This is a genomic window from Actinomycetospora sp. CA-084318 (assembly GCF_050955885.1).
In the GTDB taxonomy this organism is placed as follows: domain Bacteria; phylum Actinomycetota; class Actinomycetes; order Mycobacteriales; family Pseudonocardiaceae; genus Actinomycetospora.
The window spans coordinates 388,719-403,160 of sequence record NZ_CP192098.1 but is presented as its reverse complement, the minus strand read 5'-3'; the positions used below and the strand labels follow the sequence as shown (position 1 = coordinate 403,160).

The 14,442-nt window shown below is 73.8% G+C and carries 11 protein-coding genes; 4 read left to right on the top strand and 7 right to left on the bottom strand.

Annotation, left to right across the window (positions count from 1 at the left end):
• The first annotated feature begins 14 nt into the window (after positions 1-14).
• The gene (locus ACQPYX_RS01945; protein ID WP_433801223.1) at positions 15-854 is read left to right on the top strand and encodes a hypothetical protein; all 840 of its coding nucleotides are present in this window, start codon (positions 15-17) and stop codon (positions 852-854) included.
• 7 nt (positions 855-861) lie between these two features.
• Here ACQPYX_RS01945 and ACQPYX_RS01940 read toward each other — a convergent pair whose 3' ends face one another.
• Both ACQPYX_RS01940 and ACQPYX_RS01935 read right to left on the bottom strand, forming a co-directional pair.
• Positions 862-2,070: a DNA polymerase III subunit delta' gene (locus ACQPYX_RS01940; protein WP_433801222.1), complete on the bottom strand. Its 1,209-nt coding sequence runs from the start codon at positions 2,068-2,070 to the stop codon at positions 862-864.
• Positions 2,071-2,107: 37 nt separating this feature from the next.
• Positions 2,108-2,602, bottom strand: a complete 495-nt coding sequence (locus tag ACQPYX_RS01935) for a hypothetical protein (RefSeq protein ID WP_433801221.1) — start codon at positions 2,600-2,602, stop codon at positions 2,108-2,110.
• A gap of 91 nt (positions 2,603-2,693) precedes the next feature.
• On the opposite strand from ACQPYX_RS01935, the gene ACQPYX_RS01930 reads away from it, so the two are divergent.
• Positions 2,694-2,876, top strand: a complete 183-nt coding sequence (locus ACQPYX_RS01930) for a hypothetical protein (protein WP_230757205.1) — start codon at positions 2,694-2,696, stop codon at positions 2,874-2,876.
• A gap of 1 nt (position 2,877) precedes the next feature.
• Here the strand turns inward: ACQPYX_RS01930 and ACQPYX_RS01925 are convergent, their stop codons facing one another.
• Both ACQPYX_RS01925 and ACQPYX_RS01920 read right to left on the bottom strand, forming a co-directional pair.
• Positions 2,878-3,648 carry an excalibur calcium-binding domain-containing protein gene (locus ACQPYX_RS01925; protein ID WP_433801220.1) on the bottom strand — a complete coding sequence of 257 codons (771 nt, stop codon included), beginning with the start codon at positions 3,646-3,648 and terminating at the stop codon, positions 2,878-2,880.
• Between the two features lie 85 nt (positions 3,649-3,733).
• On the bottom strand, positions 3,734-4,393 hold the full coding sequence (locus ACQPYX_RS01920) for a TetR/AcrR family transcriptional regulator (RefSeq protein WP_433801219.1): 660 nt from the start codon (positions 4,391-4,393) through the stop codon (positions 3,734-3,736).
• A gap of 72 nt (positions 4,394-4,465) precedes the next feature.
• Here ACQPYX_RS01920 and ACQPYX_RS01915 point away from each other — a divergent pair, with 72 nt between their 5' ends.
• A complete protein-coding gene (locus ACQPYX_RS01915; RefSeq protein ID WP_433801218.1) occupies positions 4,466-5,164 on the top strand; it encodes a DUF998 domain-containing protein in 699 nt (232 codons plus the stop codon).
• A gap of 1 nt (position 5,165) precedes the next feature.
• On the opposite strand, the gene topA is transcribed toward ACQPYX_RS01915, so the two are convergent.
• The 3 genes from topA to ACQPYX_RS01900 form a co-directional block, all read right to left on the bottom strand.
• A complete protein-coding gene (gene topA / locus ACQPYX_RS01910) occupies positions 5,166-8,111 on the bottom strand; it encodes a type I DNA topoisomerase (RefSeq protein WP_433801217.1) in 2,946 nt (981 codons plus the stop codon).
• A gap of 166 nt (positions 8,112-8,277) precedes the next feature.
• The gene (locus ACQPYX_RS01905; RefSeq protein ID WP_433801216.1) at positions 8,278-9,144 is read right to left on the bottom strand and encodes a hypothetical protein; all 867 of its coding nucleotides are present in this window, start codon (positions 9,142-9,144) and stop codon (positions 8,278-8,280) included.
• A 316-nt stretch (positions 9,145-9,460) separates the two neighbouring features.
• Positions 9,461-11,764, bottom strand: coding sequence for a sodium-translocating pyrophosphatase (locus ACQPYX_RS01900; RefSeq protein WP_433801215.1), 2,304 nt, complete (start codon positions 11,762-11,764; stop codon positions 9,461-9,463).
• A gap of 217 nt (positions 11,765-11,981) precedes the next feature.
• Between ACQPYX_RS01900 and ACQPYX_RS01895 the strand changes: the two genes are divergently transcribed.
• A complete protein-coding gene (locus ACQPYX_RS01895) occupies positions 11,982-14,357 on the top strand; it encodes a DEAD/DEAH box helicase (RefSeq protein WP_433801214.1) in 2,376 nt (791 codons plus the stop codon).
• Positions 14,358-14,442 lie beyond the last annotated feature (85 nt).

The following is a 14,442-nucleotide window of genomic DNA, read 5'->3' as shown; positions in this document are numbered from 1 at the left end:
GGCAGGAGACCGGCATGGCGTTCACGTGGATCCGCGGTCGGCTCGTCGTCGTCGGCTACTCCCCCGACGGCGACTCGGTGCGGTTCGTCCCCGACGAGATCGCGACCGTGCGCGGGCTGGAGAGCGGCCGACGCGTCCGGCCGAGCGAGCGGGACGGCAGCATCCAGCTGCGCCTCGACGCGATCGACGCGCCCGAGACGCACTACCAGGACCAGGCGCAGCCCCTCGCCGACGAGGCCCGCGCGACGCTGCTGGAGGCGGTCGGGTTCTCGGGCGTGCGGTTCGACGACGACGACACGGTGACGGCGGCGACGCCCGACTCGGTGCCCGCCGCGATCTGCGCGTCCCTGGTGGAGGTGAACGGCCGTCCGGTCGCCCTGCTCGTCGTCGGGGACGCGGCGAGCGCGCACGAGGACGGTGACGAGGTGGACCCGGCGACGGTCGTCGACGTGTCGGTCAACGCGACGCAGACGAGCAACGGCCGCGCCTACCTGACCCTCTACACCTCGACCCCGGAGCCCGTGCGCCGCCGGTTCCTCGAGCTGGCGGCGACCGCGACGGGCCCGGGCAGCGTCTGGGCGGCCGACCGGTCGGGCGGCTTCACGCTGACGAAGCAGGCCGACGTCGGGCCGGACGGTCAGCTGATCCTGCCGAAGCTCTTCCGGCGCGCCACCGACTACCTGCGCGCGGACACCTCCGCGGACTTCCTCGAGTGGCTCCGCGCCCAGGGCGGCGACGACGACCCGGTGGAGGCCGCGGGTCGGCGCACCACCCTCTCCGAGCTCATCACGCAGGACGGGGACCGGGTCTCGCTGACCGTCCCGATCACCGACCTGGTCTTCGTCGAGGACTGACCGCCGGCTACCCGGCGCGCAGGGCGGTCACCATCGCCTCCACCGCGATCTGCGGCTTCACGTTCGTCTCCAGTGCCTCGCGGCAGGCCAGGACGGCCTCGAGGCGCCGGAGCGTGGACTCGCGCGAGCCGTCGCGCGCGGCGCCCTCCACCTCGATCGCCCGGTCGGGGTGGGTGGCCGCCACCTGTGCACCGAAGCCGCGGACGAGCACGTCGCGGTAGTAACCCGCCAGGTCGACGAGCGCCCGGTCGAGCGAGTCGCGCCGGGCGCGGGTCTGCCGCAGCTTCTGCGCCTTCTCCAGTTCCTTCTCCGCGGCCTTCGCCGCCCGCTGGGCCTGCGCGACGCCCTTCCCGGTGCCGCCCGCGCCCATCGAGACGGCGAGCTCCTCGCGCTCGGCCTCGTCGCGCGAGCCGGTGAGGGCGACCATCTCGGCCTCGGCGGCGGTCAGCATGTCGTCGGACGCGGCGAACGCGGCGGCCGCGTCCCGCAGCGCCCGCGGGAGCCCGAGGACCGCCTCCCGCCGCGCCCGGGCGTCCTCGTCGCGCGCCAGGCGCCGCGCGCGACCGATGTGCCCGCCGCACACGCTCGCCGCCCACGAGGCGGTCCCGGCGTCGATCCCGTCGCGCTCGCGGAGCACGTCGGCGATGGCCGACGCCTGCGGCGTGCGCAGCCGGACCGGGCGGCAGCGGGACCGGATGGTGACGCTGACGTCGTCCGGGTGCTCGCTCGGCGCGCAGAGCAGGAACACGGTGCGCTCGTTCGGCTCCTCCACCGCCTTGAGCACGGCGTTCGAGGCGTTCTCCGACATGCGGTCGGCGTCCTCGATCAGCACCACCTGCCACCGTGCGGTGGTGGGCATCCGCGCCGCCCGCTCGATGACCGCGCGCATCTCCTTGACGCCGAGCGAGAGCTTCTCGGTGGCCACCTCGTGCACGTCGGCATGCGTCCCGGCGAGGACCGTGCGGCACACCTGGCACGCGTCGCACCCGCCCCGCGGGCACTGCAGCGCCGCCGCGAACGCCCGGGCCGCCACCGACCGGCCCGACCCGGGCGGCCCGGTGAACAGCCACGCGTGCGTCATCCCGCCGGCGTGCCGCGGCCCGCCCTCGGGCTCGGCCCCGTCGGAGGTGAACCGGACGTGGGCCGCGTGCTCGGCGGCCGCGCGCAGCTCGTCGACCGCCTCCGGCTGCCCCACGACCTGCGACCACACGCTCACGGCACCGATGATGCCCCAGACCCCCGACAGCCTCCGCTCACAGGTGCAGGGCCAGCGCGAACACCGCGATGAGCACCGCGATCAGCACGATCAGCGGTGCCCCGAGCCGGACGCCGCCGAACGGACCGGGCGGGCGCGTCGACCGCGGCGAGCGCGACCGGGCGTCGACCCGCCACTCCCCGAACTGCGCGCGGAACTCGGCCTCCTCGCGCCGCTCGCGCTGCCAGGCGGACTCCTCGTCGTGCTCCGCCACCGTCGAGGCCGGCTCGAGGTACTCCGGCGGCAGCACCCGCTCCCGACGGGGCGGCGGGATCGGGCGGGGCGGCGGCACGTCCCGCCCGAGCGGCTGCAGCGCGCGGCCCCGGTCCTCGTCCATCCACCGCGCGACGCCGTCGTCGTCGAGCGCGCCCGGGAGCCGGAGGTCCGAGGACGGGGCCACGGCGGTCGTCGGGTCGTCCTCCCGACGCGACGGCCGGGTCCCGTCCGACCCGGCGAGGGGGTCGGTGAACCCGTCGACCCTGCGCTCGTCCATCCCCCGAGCCTCACACGTCCGAGTGAATCCGGCCACCGTCCCGCCCGGTCGGACGCGCATGGGAGCGCCGACCGGCGGGCAGGAGAACGGTATGGGACTGAACTACCGCAAGAAGCGCCGGCTCGGCCCGCTGCCGATCTGGCGGAACGTCTCGCGCTCCGACGCGGGCAAGACGGTGTCGTACTCGGTCAAGCTCGGCCCGTTCACGTGGAACAGCCGGACCGGCCGCAAGACCGTCGACCTGCCGGGCGGCTACTCCTACACCAAGGACTGAGTCACTCGCAGGCCACGCCGTCGCCGTCGCGGTCCAGCTTGCTCGAGTAGCCGGGCTGTCCCGCGTACAGCGGAGCGGCGCCGGCCGCCTTCGCGGCGGCGCAGTTCTTGTACGAGGCGGCCGCCGGCTTCGGCGCGGCGGCCACCGGACGGGGCTGCGGAGCCGGCTTCGGCGCGGCCTTGGGCTGCGGCTTCGGCGACGGGTTCCCGACGACCGGCGCGGGCTGCCTCGTGCTCGTGGCCGCGGACCCGCAGGTGCGGCCGTTGCCGTCGAGGGAGCGCAGCCGGGCCTGGACCGCGGTCGAGGCGTCGTTACGCCCCTTCGTGTAGATCGCCGTGTGGTCGCCGCGGACCATCATCTCGGCGAGGTCGCCGCCGGCGTAGGACACGTAGCGCAGCTCGCGGCCGTAGCGGTCGCGGTCGACACCGGGCTCGGCGGTGAGCCGGACCGTCTGGCCGAGGATCGCGTCCTCGGCCGCTCGCGTGGCCTTCCGCCCGCCCGCGGTGGGCGCCTCGCAGGAGTCGATCCCGAGGACCCGGACCTCGGTGCCGCCGTCGACGACGAAGGTGTCGCCGTCGATGACCCGGGTGACCATGGCGCCCGTGGACCCCTCGGCGGCGGCGACGTCGCCGTCCGCGCTGTCCACCAACGGCGAGGCGGCGGCGGGAGCCGACCCACTCGTCGTCGGGAAGGAGCGCACCGACTCCGGCCCGCATCCGGCAAGCAGCACGACGGCCGTGACGGCCCCGACGACGAGCGCGGCGATGCGCACGGTTCCCCCGAACTGGTCCCCCGGGGCGCACCGTGCGCCCCGGACGTCCGGCTATCGGGGATCTTGACCTGCCCGTTACCCGACGTCACCCGAGCGGGCGGACGACCCGGAACGCGTGGTCGACGAGCGCGTCGAGCCGCTCGGCGTCGGGCGGCGGGCTGTCGGGGTGGAACAGGGCCCGGTCGAGCTCGGCACCGAAGAGCACGAAGGCCAGGTCGGCGGCGACCCGGTCGGGGTCCTCGACGTGCGCCAGCCCCCGCTCGACCAGGTCCACCAGCCCGGCCGCGACCGTGCGCAGCGTGGCGTCCGGGGCCCGCCGGTGGTACTCGGCGGCGAGCTCGGGGAACCGGCCGGCCTCCGCGATCACGAGCCGGCGCATCGCCAGCACACGCGGGCTCAGGGCGACTCCCGCCCACCGCCGGAGCAGTTTCCGCAGCGCGGGCACGACCTCCTCCGGGTGCTGCACAGCGGCGAGTGCGGCGGTCAGCTCCGCGCCGAACGCCTCGGCCGTGGCGGTCACCCCGAGGACCACGGCGGCGAACAGGCTGCGCTTGTCCCCGAACTGGTTGTAGACCGTCTGCTTCGACACGGCGGCCGCCGCCGCGATCCGGTCGGTCCCGGCGGCCTGGTACCCCTCGGCGAGGAACAGCTCGGTGGCCGCCCGGACGATCGCGGCGCGGGCGGGCTCGTCCCGGCGCCGCCCGGGGGGCCCGGCACCGTCGACCCGCACGATCAGCTCGTCCACTGGACCGGACGGTACTGCGCTCGGTACCGTCCGGTCCAGTTGCGGTACTGATCGGTCCAGAAGGGCTCCACGATGACCACGTCCCGCCCGACCGGCCCCTCCGGCAGCCCCCTCGTGGGTCGCGGGCACGCGGACATGCACGCCGCCGTGACGCGCTCCCTGCTGGGCCACGGCCTCGTCGCCGGGCCGCTGTACGTCGTCTCCGCGCTCGTGCAGGGCCTCGTGCGCGACGGGTTCGACCTGACCCGCCACGACGTCTCGCTGCTCGCGAACGGCCCGGGCGGATGGGTGCAGATCGCGACGTTCGTCGTCTGTGGGCTCATGACGGCGGCCGCGGGCGTCGGGATGGCGCGCTCCCTGCGGACGCTGCGGGCGCCACGGCCCTGGAGCGGATGGCTCGTCGTCGGCTACGGGGTCGGCCTCGTGGGGGCCGGCGCGTTCGTGGCCGACCCGATGAACGGCTTCCCGCCCGGCGCGCCCGCCGGGCCCGCCACGGCGATCACCGTCGGTGGGCTCGGTCACCTCGTGTTCGCCGGGCTCGGCTTCCTGTGCCTGGTCGTGGCGTGCTTCGCCGTCCCGACGCCGCGGCCGTGGTCCGGCCGGGTCACCGGGGTCGTCTTCCTCGTCGCCTTCGCGGCGATCGCGAGCGGGAGTTCCGCGCCCGTCGTCGTGCTGGGCCTCTGGGTGGCGGTGATCCTGGCCTGGGCGTGGCTCGCCGTGACGTGCCTGGACCTGTACCGGCGGACGCCGTTGCTGACGCCCGCCGGGTGACTCAGGTCGTCGGCGACTTCCGGGTGGTCGTCGTCTTCTTGGCCGGGGCCTTCTTCGCGGGCGCCTTCCGGGCCGGCGCCTTCGACGCGGTCTTCTTCGGCGCCGGCCCCTTGGCCCGCTTCTCGGCGAGGAGCTCGGCGGCCCGCTCGTCGGTCAGCGTCTCGACGCTGTCGCCCTTGCGCAGCGAGGCGTTGTAGCCGGTGCCGTCGGTGACGTACGGCCCGAAGCGACCGTCCTTCACCACCATCGTCTCGCCCGACACCGGGTCCTTGCCCAGCTCCTTCAGCGGCGGCTTCGCCGCGGCCCGGCCCCGCTGCTTGGGCTGCGCGAAGATCTTCTGCGCCTCCTCGAGCGTGACCGTGAAGAGCTTGTCCTCGCTGTCGAGCGACCGCGAGTCCTTGTCCTTCTTGATGTAGGGCCCGTAGCGGCCGTTCTGCGCGGTGATCTCGACGCCGGTCTCCGGGTCCTTCCCGACGACGCGCGGGAGGCTCAGGAGCTTCAGCGCGTCGTCGAGAGTGATCTCGGGGAGCGTCATCGACTTGAACAGCGAGCCGGTGCGCGGCTTCTCCTTGGCGCCCTCGGGCAGCACCTCGGTGACGTACGGCCCGAAGCGCCCCTCCTTCGCGAGGACCTCGTGGCCGGACTCCGGGTCGGTGCCGAGCGAGCGGCCCTCCTGCGGCGTCGCGAAGAGCTGCTCGGCCAGCTCGAGGTCGAGCTCGTCGGGCGGCAGGTCCTCGGGCAGGTTCGCCCGCTGGCTCTTCTCCTCGCCGTCCTCGGTGATCATCCGCTCGAGGTAGGGCCCGTAGCGGCCCACGCGGACGACGATGTCGCGGCCCTGCTCGTCGGTGACGATCGGCAGCGAGTTCACCTCGCGGGCGTCGATGCCCTCGAGGTTGTCCCCGACGAGCTTCTTGAGCCCGCCGAGCTGGGTCATGGACGCCTCGACGCCGTCGGCCTTCGAGCCGTTCGACCCGTTGGGCGCCTCGCCGTCCCCGCCGAAGTAGAAGTGCGACAGCCACGTCTGCCGCCGGGCGTTGCCGGACGCGATCGCGTCCAGCTCGTCCTCGAGGGTCGCGGTGAAGTCGTAGTCGACCAGCCGGCCGAAGTGCTTCTCCATCAGGCCGATGACCGCGAACGCGATCCAGCTGGGGACGAGCGCGCTGCCCTTCTTCCAGACGTAACCGCGCTCCTGGATGGTGTTGATGATCGACGCGTACGTCGACGGGCGGCCGATGCCGCGCTCCTCCAGGGTCTTGACGAGGCTCGCCTCGGTGTAGCGCGCAGGCGGGCTCGTCGAGTGCCCGGACGGGTCGAGCTCGTCGGCGGTGAGGCCCTGCCCCTCCTGCAGCCGGGGCAGCCGCGACTCGGCGTCGTCGGCCTGGCCGCCCTCGAGCTCGTCGACGGTCTCCACGTAGGCCCGCAGGAAGCCGGGAAACGTGATCGTGCGACCCGACGTCGTGAAGGTGCAGACCTCGCCGGTGGCGGCGGTGGCCTCGATGCGCACGGTCATCGTCGTGCCGCGGGCGTCGCGCATCTGGCTCGCGATGGTGCGCTGCCAGATCAGCTCGTAGAGCCGGAACTCGTCGCCGCCGAGCTCCCCGGCGACCTGACCCGGCGTCCGGAAGGTGTCCCCCGCGGGCCGGATGGCCTCGTGGGCCTCCTGGGCGTTCTTCACCTTGCGCGTGTACTGGCGCGGCTGCTCCGCGACGTTCTCGGCGCCGTACAGGTCGCGCGCCTGGCTGCGCGCGGCGTTGATGGCGGTCTCCGAGAGCGTCGTGGAGTCCGTACGCATGTAGGTGATGTAGCCGTTCTCGTACAGCCGCTGCGCGGTGCGCATCGTCCGCTCGGACGAGAACCGCAGCTTGCGGCCGCCCTCCTGCTGGAGCGTGGAGGTCATGAACGGCGCGTAGGGCTTGCGCGTGTAGGGCTTCTCCTCGACCTCGGCGACCGAGTAGTCGCTCGAGCCGAGGGCCTCCGCCAGCCGACGGGCCGAGGCCTCGTCGAGACGGTGGACGTTGTCGGACTTCAGCTGCCCGCGGGCGTCGAAGTCGCGGCCGGTGGCGACCCGCTGGTCGCCGATCTTCGTGAGCCCCGCCTTGAAGGTCTGCGGGTTGGCCTGGTCGCCCGCGCCCGTGTTGAGCTGCGCGTCGATGCCCCAGTAGCCGGCGGAGACGAACGCCATGCGCTCGCGCTCCCGCTCGACGATCACGCGGGTGGCCACCGACTGCACCCGGCCCGCCGAGAGCTTCGGCATGACCTTCTTCCACAGCACGGGGCTGACCTCGTAGCCGTAGAGGCGGTCGAGGATGCGGCGGGTCTCCTGGGCGTCGACCAGGTCGTGGTCGAGCTCGCGCGGGTTCGCGGCGGCGGCCCGGATCGCCGACTCGGTGATCTCGTGGAAGACCATCCGGCGGACCGGGACCTTCGGCTTCAGGGTCTCGAGCAGGTGCCAGGCGATGGCCTCGCCCTCGCGGTCGCCGTCCGTCGCGAGGTAGAGCTCGTCGACCTCCTTGAGGGCGTCCTTGAGCTCGGTGACGGTCGACTTCTTGTCGGGCGTGACGATGTAGAGCGGCTCGAAGGAGTTGTCCACGTCGACGCCGAGCCGCGCCCAGCTCTCGCCCTTGTACTTGGCGGGCACGTCGGCCGCGCCGCGCGGCAGGTCGCGGATGTGGCCGCGGCTGGACTCGACGATGTAGCTCGAGCCGAGGTAGTCCGCGATCTTGCGGGCCTTGGCCGGCGACTCGACGATCACGAGCCGGCGGCTGCCGTCACCCGCGGGCGTCGCCGTGCCGGTGCCGTTCTTGCGCCCGCCGCCCTTGGCCGTGCTCCTGCGCGTGCTCGACGCGCGGGCGCGCTGGGTCGGAGCGGACGTCTCGTCGGCCGTCGCGGTTGCGCTCCGTGCCGACGTCGTGCCCGACTTCCCAGCCGCCGCCTCTCGCGCTGCCACCAGTCATGCCTCGTCTCGTCGCCTCGTGGCGGCCCGCTCTCGGGTCCCCCACTCGTCGCCAGTGTGCCTCACGGCGACCTCCGTGCCATCGAGAACGTCGTCCGCCGTGCGGTCGTTCCCGATCCACCCACCGATTCCCGCTGGTCACGAGCCCGAATCGGATCCGTCAGTCCGGCCACACCCCGTCGTGGAGGTGCCGCGGCCGGCCCCCGACCAGTTCGGCGAGCCGACGCTGCCGCGCCCGCCCGACGATCCGGACGACGGGGTCGTCGGAGTCCCCGGCGAGGGTGGCGCCGAGGCCCGCCCGCTGACACGCCGTAAGCAAGGGCTCGTGCGTCGTCGGTGCGAGCGGGTCGAGACCGAGAGTGTAGGCACGGCCCGCCCAGCGCCCGGCGGCCAGGACCCACAGCCGCAGCCGGGGGCCGTCCAGCCGGAGCGGATCCGGGGCGTGCTTCGGGTCGGTGTGCCAGTGCTCGGCGAGGGGCAGCAGGTCCGCGCGGAAGGCACTGCGCACCACCGGACGTCCGTCCGGCAGGCGGTCCACCTCGGCCGGCACCCCGCGGCCGCGGAAGGCGCAGCACAGGGCGTGCGCCCGCCATTCGGTCTCCGGGTCCTGCGCCCCCACCCCCGCGTGAGGGGACCCCTCGAGCGGTCGGAGAGGTTCGATCCTCCCCTCACGATGGGTCGGCGCGGGCTCCGGGTCGGGCGGCGGGCCGTCGTCGCGGACCGGGAGGTCGTCGTCGTAGATCTCGTCGACGCCCTCCTCCCAGGTGCGGGGCTCCGGGGTGGGGTCGGGCACCGACGGTGCCCGCACGACCGGCACCGGCACGTCGTCGGGAGCCGGTGCCTCGTCCTCGTCGGCGGGCTCCTCCTCGCTCTCGGGCGGCGGTGGCGGGCTCCCGAGGACGATCGTGAGCCGGGCGGCCGTGCCGCGGCCGAACAGGGACATGCCCCCGCCGGCGCAGAGCACGCCCTCCAGATCGGTGACCGCGCGCGGCAGGGCGTCCGCCGAGTAGAACGACATCTGCCCCACGCGCGCGCACTCTAGAACATGCGTTCGAACCGTGGTCGGTCACGCGCCGGGTGTCGTCGCCCCACCCTGTCCGCGAGCGTCACACCAGACAGGTTCGGCGGCGCCCGGGATGCCTCACGTCGCCCTCGGGAACGCCGAGCCCGGTGCTCCGCCCGCGAGAGTCACACCAGGCATGTCCGACGTCCCCCGGACATGCCTCACGTGGCCCTCGCGACCCGGGCCGTGCGCGTGTCGGCCGTGGTCCACCGCTGACGTCCGGGCCTCGGACAGCACGAAGGGCGCCGTCCGGTGTGGACGACGCCCTCCGCGGGTGGGACTAGACCGAGGCCGGCGAGGGCGCGTCGGTGTTCGAGTCCGCGATCGCCGTCGAACGGCGCTTCGAGATGTACACGGCGACGGCGATGCCGATGACCGCGACCACCGCGATGACGATCCGGACGACCGGGTTGGCGTCCGGCCCGACCGAGAGCACGACCACGGCCGGCGCGATGAGCACCGACACCAGGTTCATGACCTTGATCAGCGGGTTGATCGACGGGCCCGCGGTGTCCTTGAACGGGTCGCCGACGGTGTCACCGATGATCGTCGCCTCGTGGGCGTCCGACCCCTTGCCACCGTGGTTGCCGTCCTCCACGAGCTTCTTCGCGTTGTCCCAGGCGCCGCCCGAGTTCGCGAGGAAGACCGCCATGAGCGTGCCCGCCGCGATCGCGCCACCGAGGTACCCGGCGAGCGGACCGACGCCGAGGCCGAAGCCGACGGCGATCGGGGCGAGGATGGCCAGCAGACCCGGCGTCGCGAGCTCGCGCAGCGCGTCGCGGGTGCAGAGGTCGACCACGCGGCCGTACTCGGGCCGCTCGTCGAACGTCATGATCCCGGGCTTGGTGCGGAACTGGCGCCGCACCTCGTAGACCACCGCACCCGCGGCGCGGGACACGGCGTTCACGGCGAGACCGGAGAACATGAACACGACGGCCGCGCCGAGCACGACGCCGACGAGCAGGTTCGGGGCGGTGACGTTGTAGATGTCGGTCACCTGCTGGCCGACCTGCTCGTAGGCCTGCCGGATCGCGTCGTTGTACGAGCCGAACAGCGCCGTGGCGGCGAGGACGGCGGTCGCGATCGCGATGCCCTTGGTGATGGCCTTCGTCGTGTTCCCCACCGCGTCGAGCTCGGTGAGGATGTCGGCGCCGGCGCCCTCGACGTCGCCGGACATCTCCGCGATGCCCTGCGCGTTGTCCGAGACCGGGCCGAAGGTGTCCATCGCGACGATGACGCCGACCGTGGTCAGCAGGCCGGTGCCCGCGAGGGCCACGGCGAACAGGGCCACGATGACCGACCCGGAGAGCAGGAACGCCCCGTAGACGGCCGCACCGATGACGATCGCGGTGTAGACGGCCGACTCGAAGCCGACCGAGATGCCCGCGAGGATGACGGTGGCCGCGCCGGTGAGCGACGAGGTCCCGACGTCCTTGACGGGCTGGTCCTCGGTCCCGGTGTAGTAGCCGGTCAGCGCGAGGATGATGATCGCGAGCACGATGCCGATGGCGACGGCGATCGCGGCGATGAGCGCCGGGTTGCCGGCTGCGGCGAGGTCGCCCACCGAGACCTGGTTGACCCCGGGCAGCTGGTCGAAGCTCGAGGGCAGGTAGACGAACGCCGCGATCACCGTGAGCACCAGCGAGATGCCCGCGGAGATGTAGAAGCTGCGGTTGATCGCCTTGAGGGCGTTCTCGCCCTCGCGGGTCCGCGTGATGAACACGCCGACGATGGCCGTGAGGACACCGATCGCCGGGACGATCAGCGGGTAGGTCAGGCCGAGCGTGCCGAACGCGACCGAGCCGAGGATCAGCGCGGCGACCAGGGTCACCGCGTAGGACTCGAACAGGTCGGCCGCCATGCCGGCGCAGTCACCGACGTTGTCGCCCACGTTGTCGGCGATCGTCGCGGCGTTGCGGGGGTCGTCCTCGGGGATGCCCTGCTCCACCTTGCCGACCAGGTCGGCGCCGACGTCCGCGGCCTTGGTGAAGATGCCGCCGCCGACACGCATGAACATGGCGAGCAGGGCGGCACCGAGACCGAAGCCCTCGAGGATGCGCGGGGCCTCCTCGACGAAGATGAGCACGACGACCGCGGCGCCGAGCAGGCCGAGGCCCACCGTCGCCATGCCGACCACGCCACCGGTGCGGAAGGCGATGCGGGCGCCCTCGTCGCGGCCACCGGGCTTGGTGGACGCCGCCGCGACGCGGATGTTGGCCTTCGTCGCGAGGTTCATGCCCAGGCCACCGATGGCCATGGAGAACAGCGCACCGACCACGAAGGCGATCGAGCGCGCGATCCGCTCGACCCAGCCGGTGGCCGGGAGCGCGAGCAGCACCAGGAACACGATGACGATGAACGGCGCGAGGGTGCGGAACTGGCGCCGCAGGAACGCCTGCGCCCCCTCCTGCACGGCGCGACCGATGTCGCGCATGTTCTGCGTGCCCTCGTCGGCGGCGAGGACCTGCTTGCGCAGGACGAACCCGATGGCGAGAGCGATGAGGGCGATCACCCCCACCACGCTCACCACGGTGTATTCGCTCGAGGAGAACTCGACTCCCTGAGCGAGGTAGGACGCTTGCATCCAGCCTCCCGGTTGGAAAGGATCCGGCGACGGGAGGCCGGCTGGCGGCGTCCTCGGCGCTGAGTGATCGCCACCTCGAACCTGAGAACGACGTGGCAGGTGTCGCAGTGTAGGAGGGGTGTCCGACACTCGTCGGGCCCGGTTCCCGATCAAGCTGTGACATGGCTTTCTTTCCCGGCGCGCGGCGGTGTCCGACCCGTGTGCTTTTCTCGGGGTCGTGAGCAGCGTCGGGGCCCTGGAGCGGGCGGAGGGCGTTCCCGACGACGACGGGCGCGGCACCGCGCTGCTGCGTCGCGTCCTCGCGGGCACGCCGCAGGGCGAGGCCCCGCTGACCCACGCCGAGGTGGTGCCCGCGCGGGAGGGCCGGCGGGTGCCGTGGCCCGGGTGGGTTCCCGACGACCTCCGGGCCCGGCTCGTCGCGCGCGGCGTCCCCGGCCCGTGGGCGCACCAGGCGGAGGCGGCGGACCACGCGTGGGCGGGGCGGCACGTGGTGGTGTCCACCGGCACCGCGTCCGGGAAGTCGCTGGCCTACCAGCTGCCGGTCGTCGCGGGGCTCGCGGCCGACGCGCGGGCGACGGCGCTCTACCTCTCGCCCACCAAGGCGCTCGGCGCCGACCAGCTCCGGGCGGCCCGCGCGCTCGACCCGGGCGGGCCCGAGGGACTGCGGGCCTCCTCCTACGACGGCGACACCCCGTACGCCGAGCGCGACGCCATCCGCCGCACCGCCCGCTGGCTCTTCACCAACCCGGACATGCTGCACCGGGGCGTCCTGCCGCGGCACGGCCGCTGGACGACGTTCCTGCGGCGCCTGCGGTTCGTGGTGATCGACGAGGCGCACGCCTACCGCGGGGTGTTCGGGTCGCACGTCGCGCTGCTGCTGCGGCGGCTCCGGCGCGTGTGCGCCCGCTACGGCGCCCACCCGACGTTCGTGCTGGCCTCGGCCACGATGTCCGACCCGGCGGCCTCGGCCTCGGCGCTGACCGGGCTCGACGTCGTGGGGGTCACCGACGACGCGTCACCGCGCGGGGCCCGGGCGGTCGGGCTGTGGGAGCCGCCCCTGCTCGAGGAGATCACCGGGGAGAACGGCGCTCCGGTGCGGCGTTCGGCGGGGGCGGAGACCAGCCGCATCCTGGCCGACCTCGTCGTCGAGGGCGCCCGGTCGCTGGCCTTCGTGCGCTCCCGTCGCGGGGCGGAGCTCACCGCTCTCTCCGCCCGGCGGGTGCTCGCGGAGATCGACCCCGACCTCGCCGGACGGGTCGCCGCCTACCGGGCGGGCTTCCTGCCCGAGGAGCGGCGCGCGCTCGAGGAGTCCCTGCTCTCCGGGGAGCTGCGCGGCGTGGCGACGACCAACGCGCTGGAGCTGGGCATCGACATCGCCGGGCTCGACGCGGTGGTGGTGGCCGGGTTCCCGGGCACCCGGGCGTCCTTCTGGCAGCAGGCGGGCCGGGCGGGGCGTTCCGGCGACGACGCGCTCGTCCTGCTCGTGGCCCGCGACGACCCGCTGGACACCTTCCTCGTGCACCATCCCGCGGCGCTGCTGGGCGCCCCGCTCGAGCGGTGCGTGCTCGATCCCACCAACCCCTACGTGCTCGCCCCGCACCTGGCGTGCGCCGCCGCCGAGATGCCGCTGACCGCCGCCGACGTGGCCGAGGTGTTCCCGGGCAGCGAGCCGGTGCTCGCCGACCTCGTCGACGAGGGCCTGCTGCGCCACCGCCGCGGGGGCTGGTTCTGGGCGCTGCCCACCGAGACCCCGCACCACGGCGTCGACATCCGCGGCTCCGGCGGGGAGCAGGTCGTCATCGTGGAGACCGACACCGGCCGCATGCTCGGCACGGTCGACCCGGGCGCGGCGCACTCCACGGTGCACGAGGGCGCGGTGCACCTGCACCAGGGCGTGAGCTACGTGGTCGACGAGCTCGACCTCGAGGAGAACATCGCGCACGTCCACGCCGAGGAGCCGGAGTGGAGCACCCAGTCACGGTCGGTCACCGACATCGCCGTGGTGCACACCGAGCAGTGCGAGTCCTACGGGGCCGCGTGCGCGGACGGACCGGAGCTGCAGGTCTGTCTCGGCTCCGTGGAGGTGACCGAGCAGGTCGTGGGCTACCTGCGCCGGATGCCGTCCGGGCAGATCGTCGAGCAGGTGCCGCTCGACCTCCCGGAACGCACGCTCGCGACCCGGGCGGTCTGGTACACGCTCTCCGAGTCGCTCCTCGCCGCGATCGGGATCGACCCGGCGCGGGTGCCGGGGTCGCTGCACGCCGCCGAGCACGCGGCGATCGGGCTGATGCCGCTGGTCGCCACGTGCGACCGCTGGGACATCGGCGGCGTCTCGACCGCCCTGCACCCCGACACCGGGCGACCCACCGTGTTCGTCCACGACGGGCACCCGGGCGGGGCCGGGTTCGCCGACCGCGGGCACGAGGCGCTGCGGGTGTGGCTCTCGGCGACCCGGGACGCGATCGCCGACTGCGAGTGCCGCTCGGGCTGCCCGTCCTGCGTGCAGTCGCCGAAGTGCGGCAACGGGAACGACCCGCTGGACAAGGCCGGCGCGATCGCGGTGCTCACGGCGGTGCTGGCGCGGCTGGGCTGACGCGCTGCCGGCGCGCCCCTGGCCCCTTCTGAGCGAACGGCACTCTCGCGCGCATAGAGGCTGCGAACGGCACGTTCGCGCACAT

What these genes read in the sequence shown, in the direction of transcription:
- ACQPYX_RS01945 (WP_433801223.1), top strand. Translation starts at nt 15, where the DNA reads ATGGCGTTCACGTGGATCCGCGGTCGGCTCGTCGTCGTCGGCTACTCC.
- ACQPYX_RS01935 (WP_433801221.1), bottom strand. Translation starts at nt 2,602, where the DNA reads ATGGACGAGCGCAGGGTCGACGGGTTCACCGACCCCCTCGCCGGGTCG.
- ACQPYX_RS01930 (WP_230757205.1), top strand. Translation starts at nt 2,694, where the DNA reads ATGGGACTGAACTACCGCAAGAAGCGCCGGCTCGGCCCGCTGCCGATC.
- ACQPYX_RS01915 (WP_433801218.1), top strand. Translation starts at nt 4,466, where the DNA reads ATGACCACGTCCCGCCCGACCGGCCCCTCCGGCAGCCCCCTCGTGGGT.
- ACQPYX_RS01900 (WP_433801215.1), bottom strand. Translation starts at nt 11,764, where the DNA reads ATGCAAGCGTCCTACCTCGCTCAGGGAGTCGAGTTCTCCTCGAGCGAA.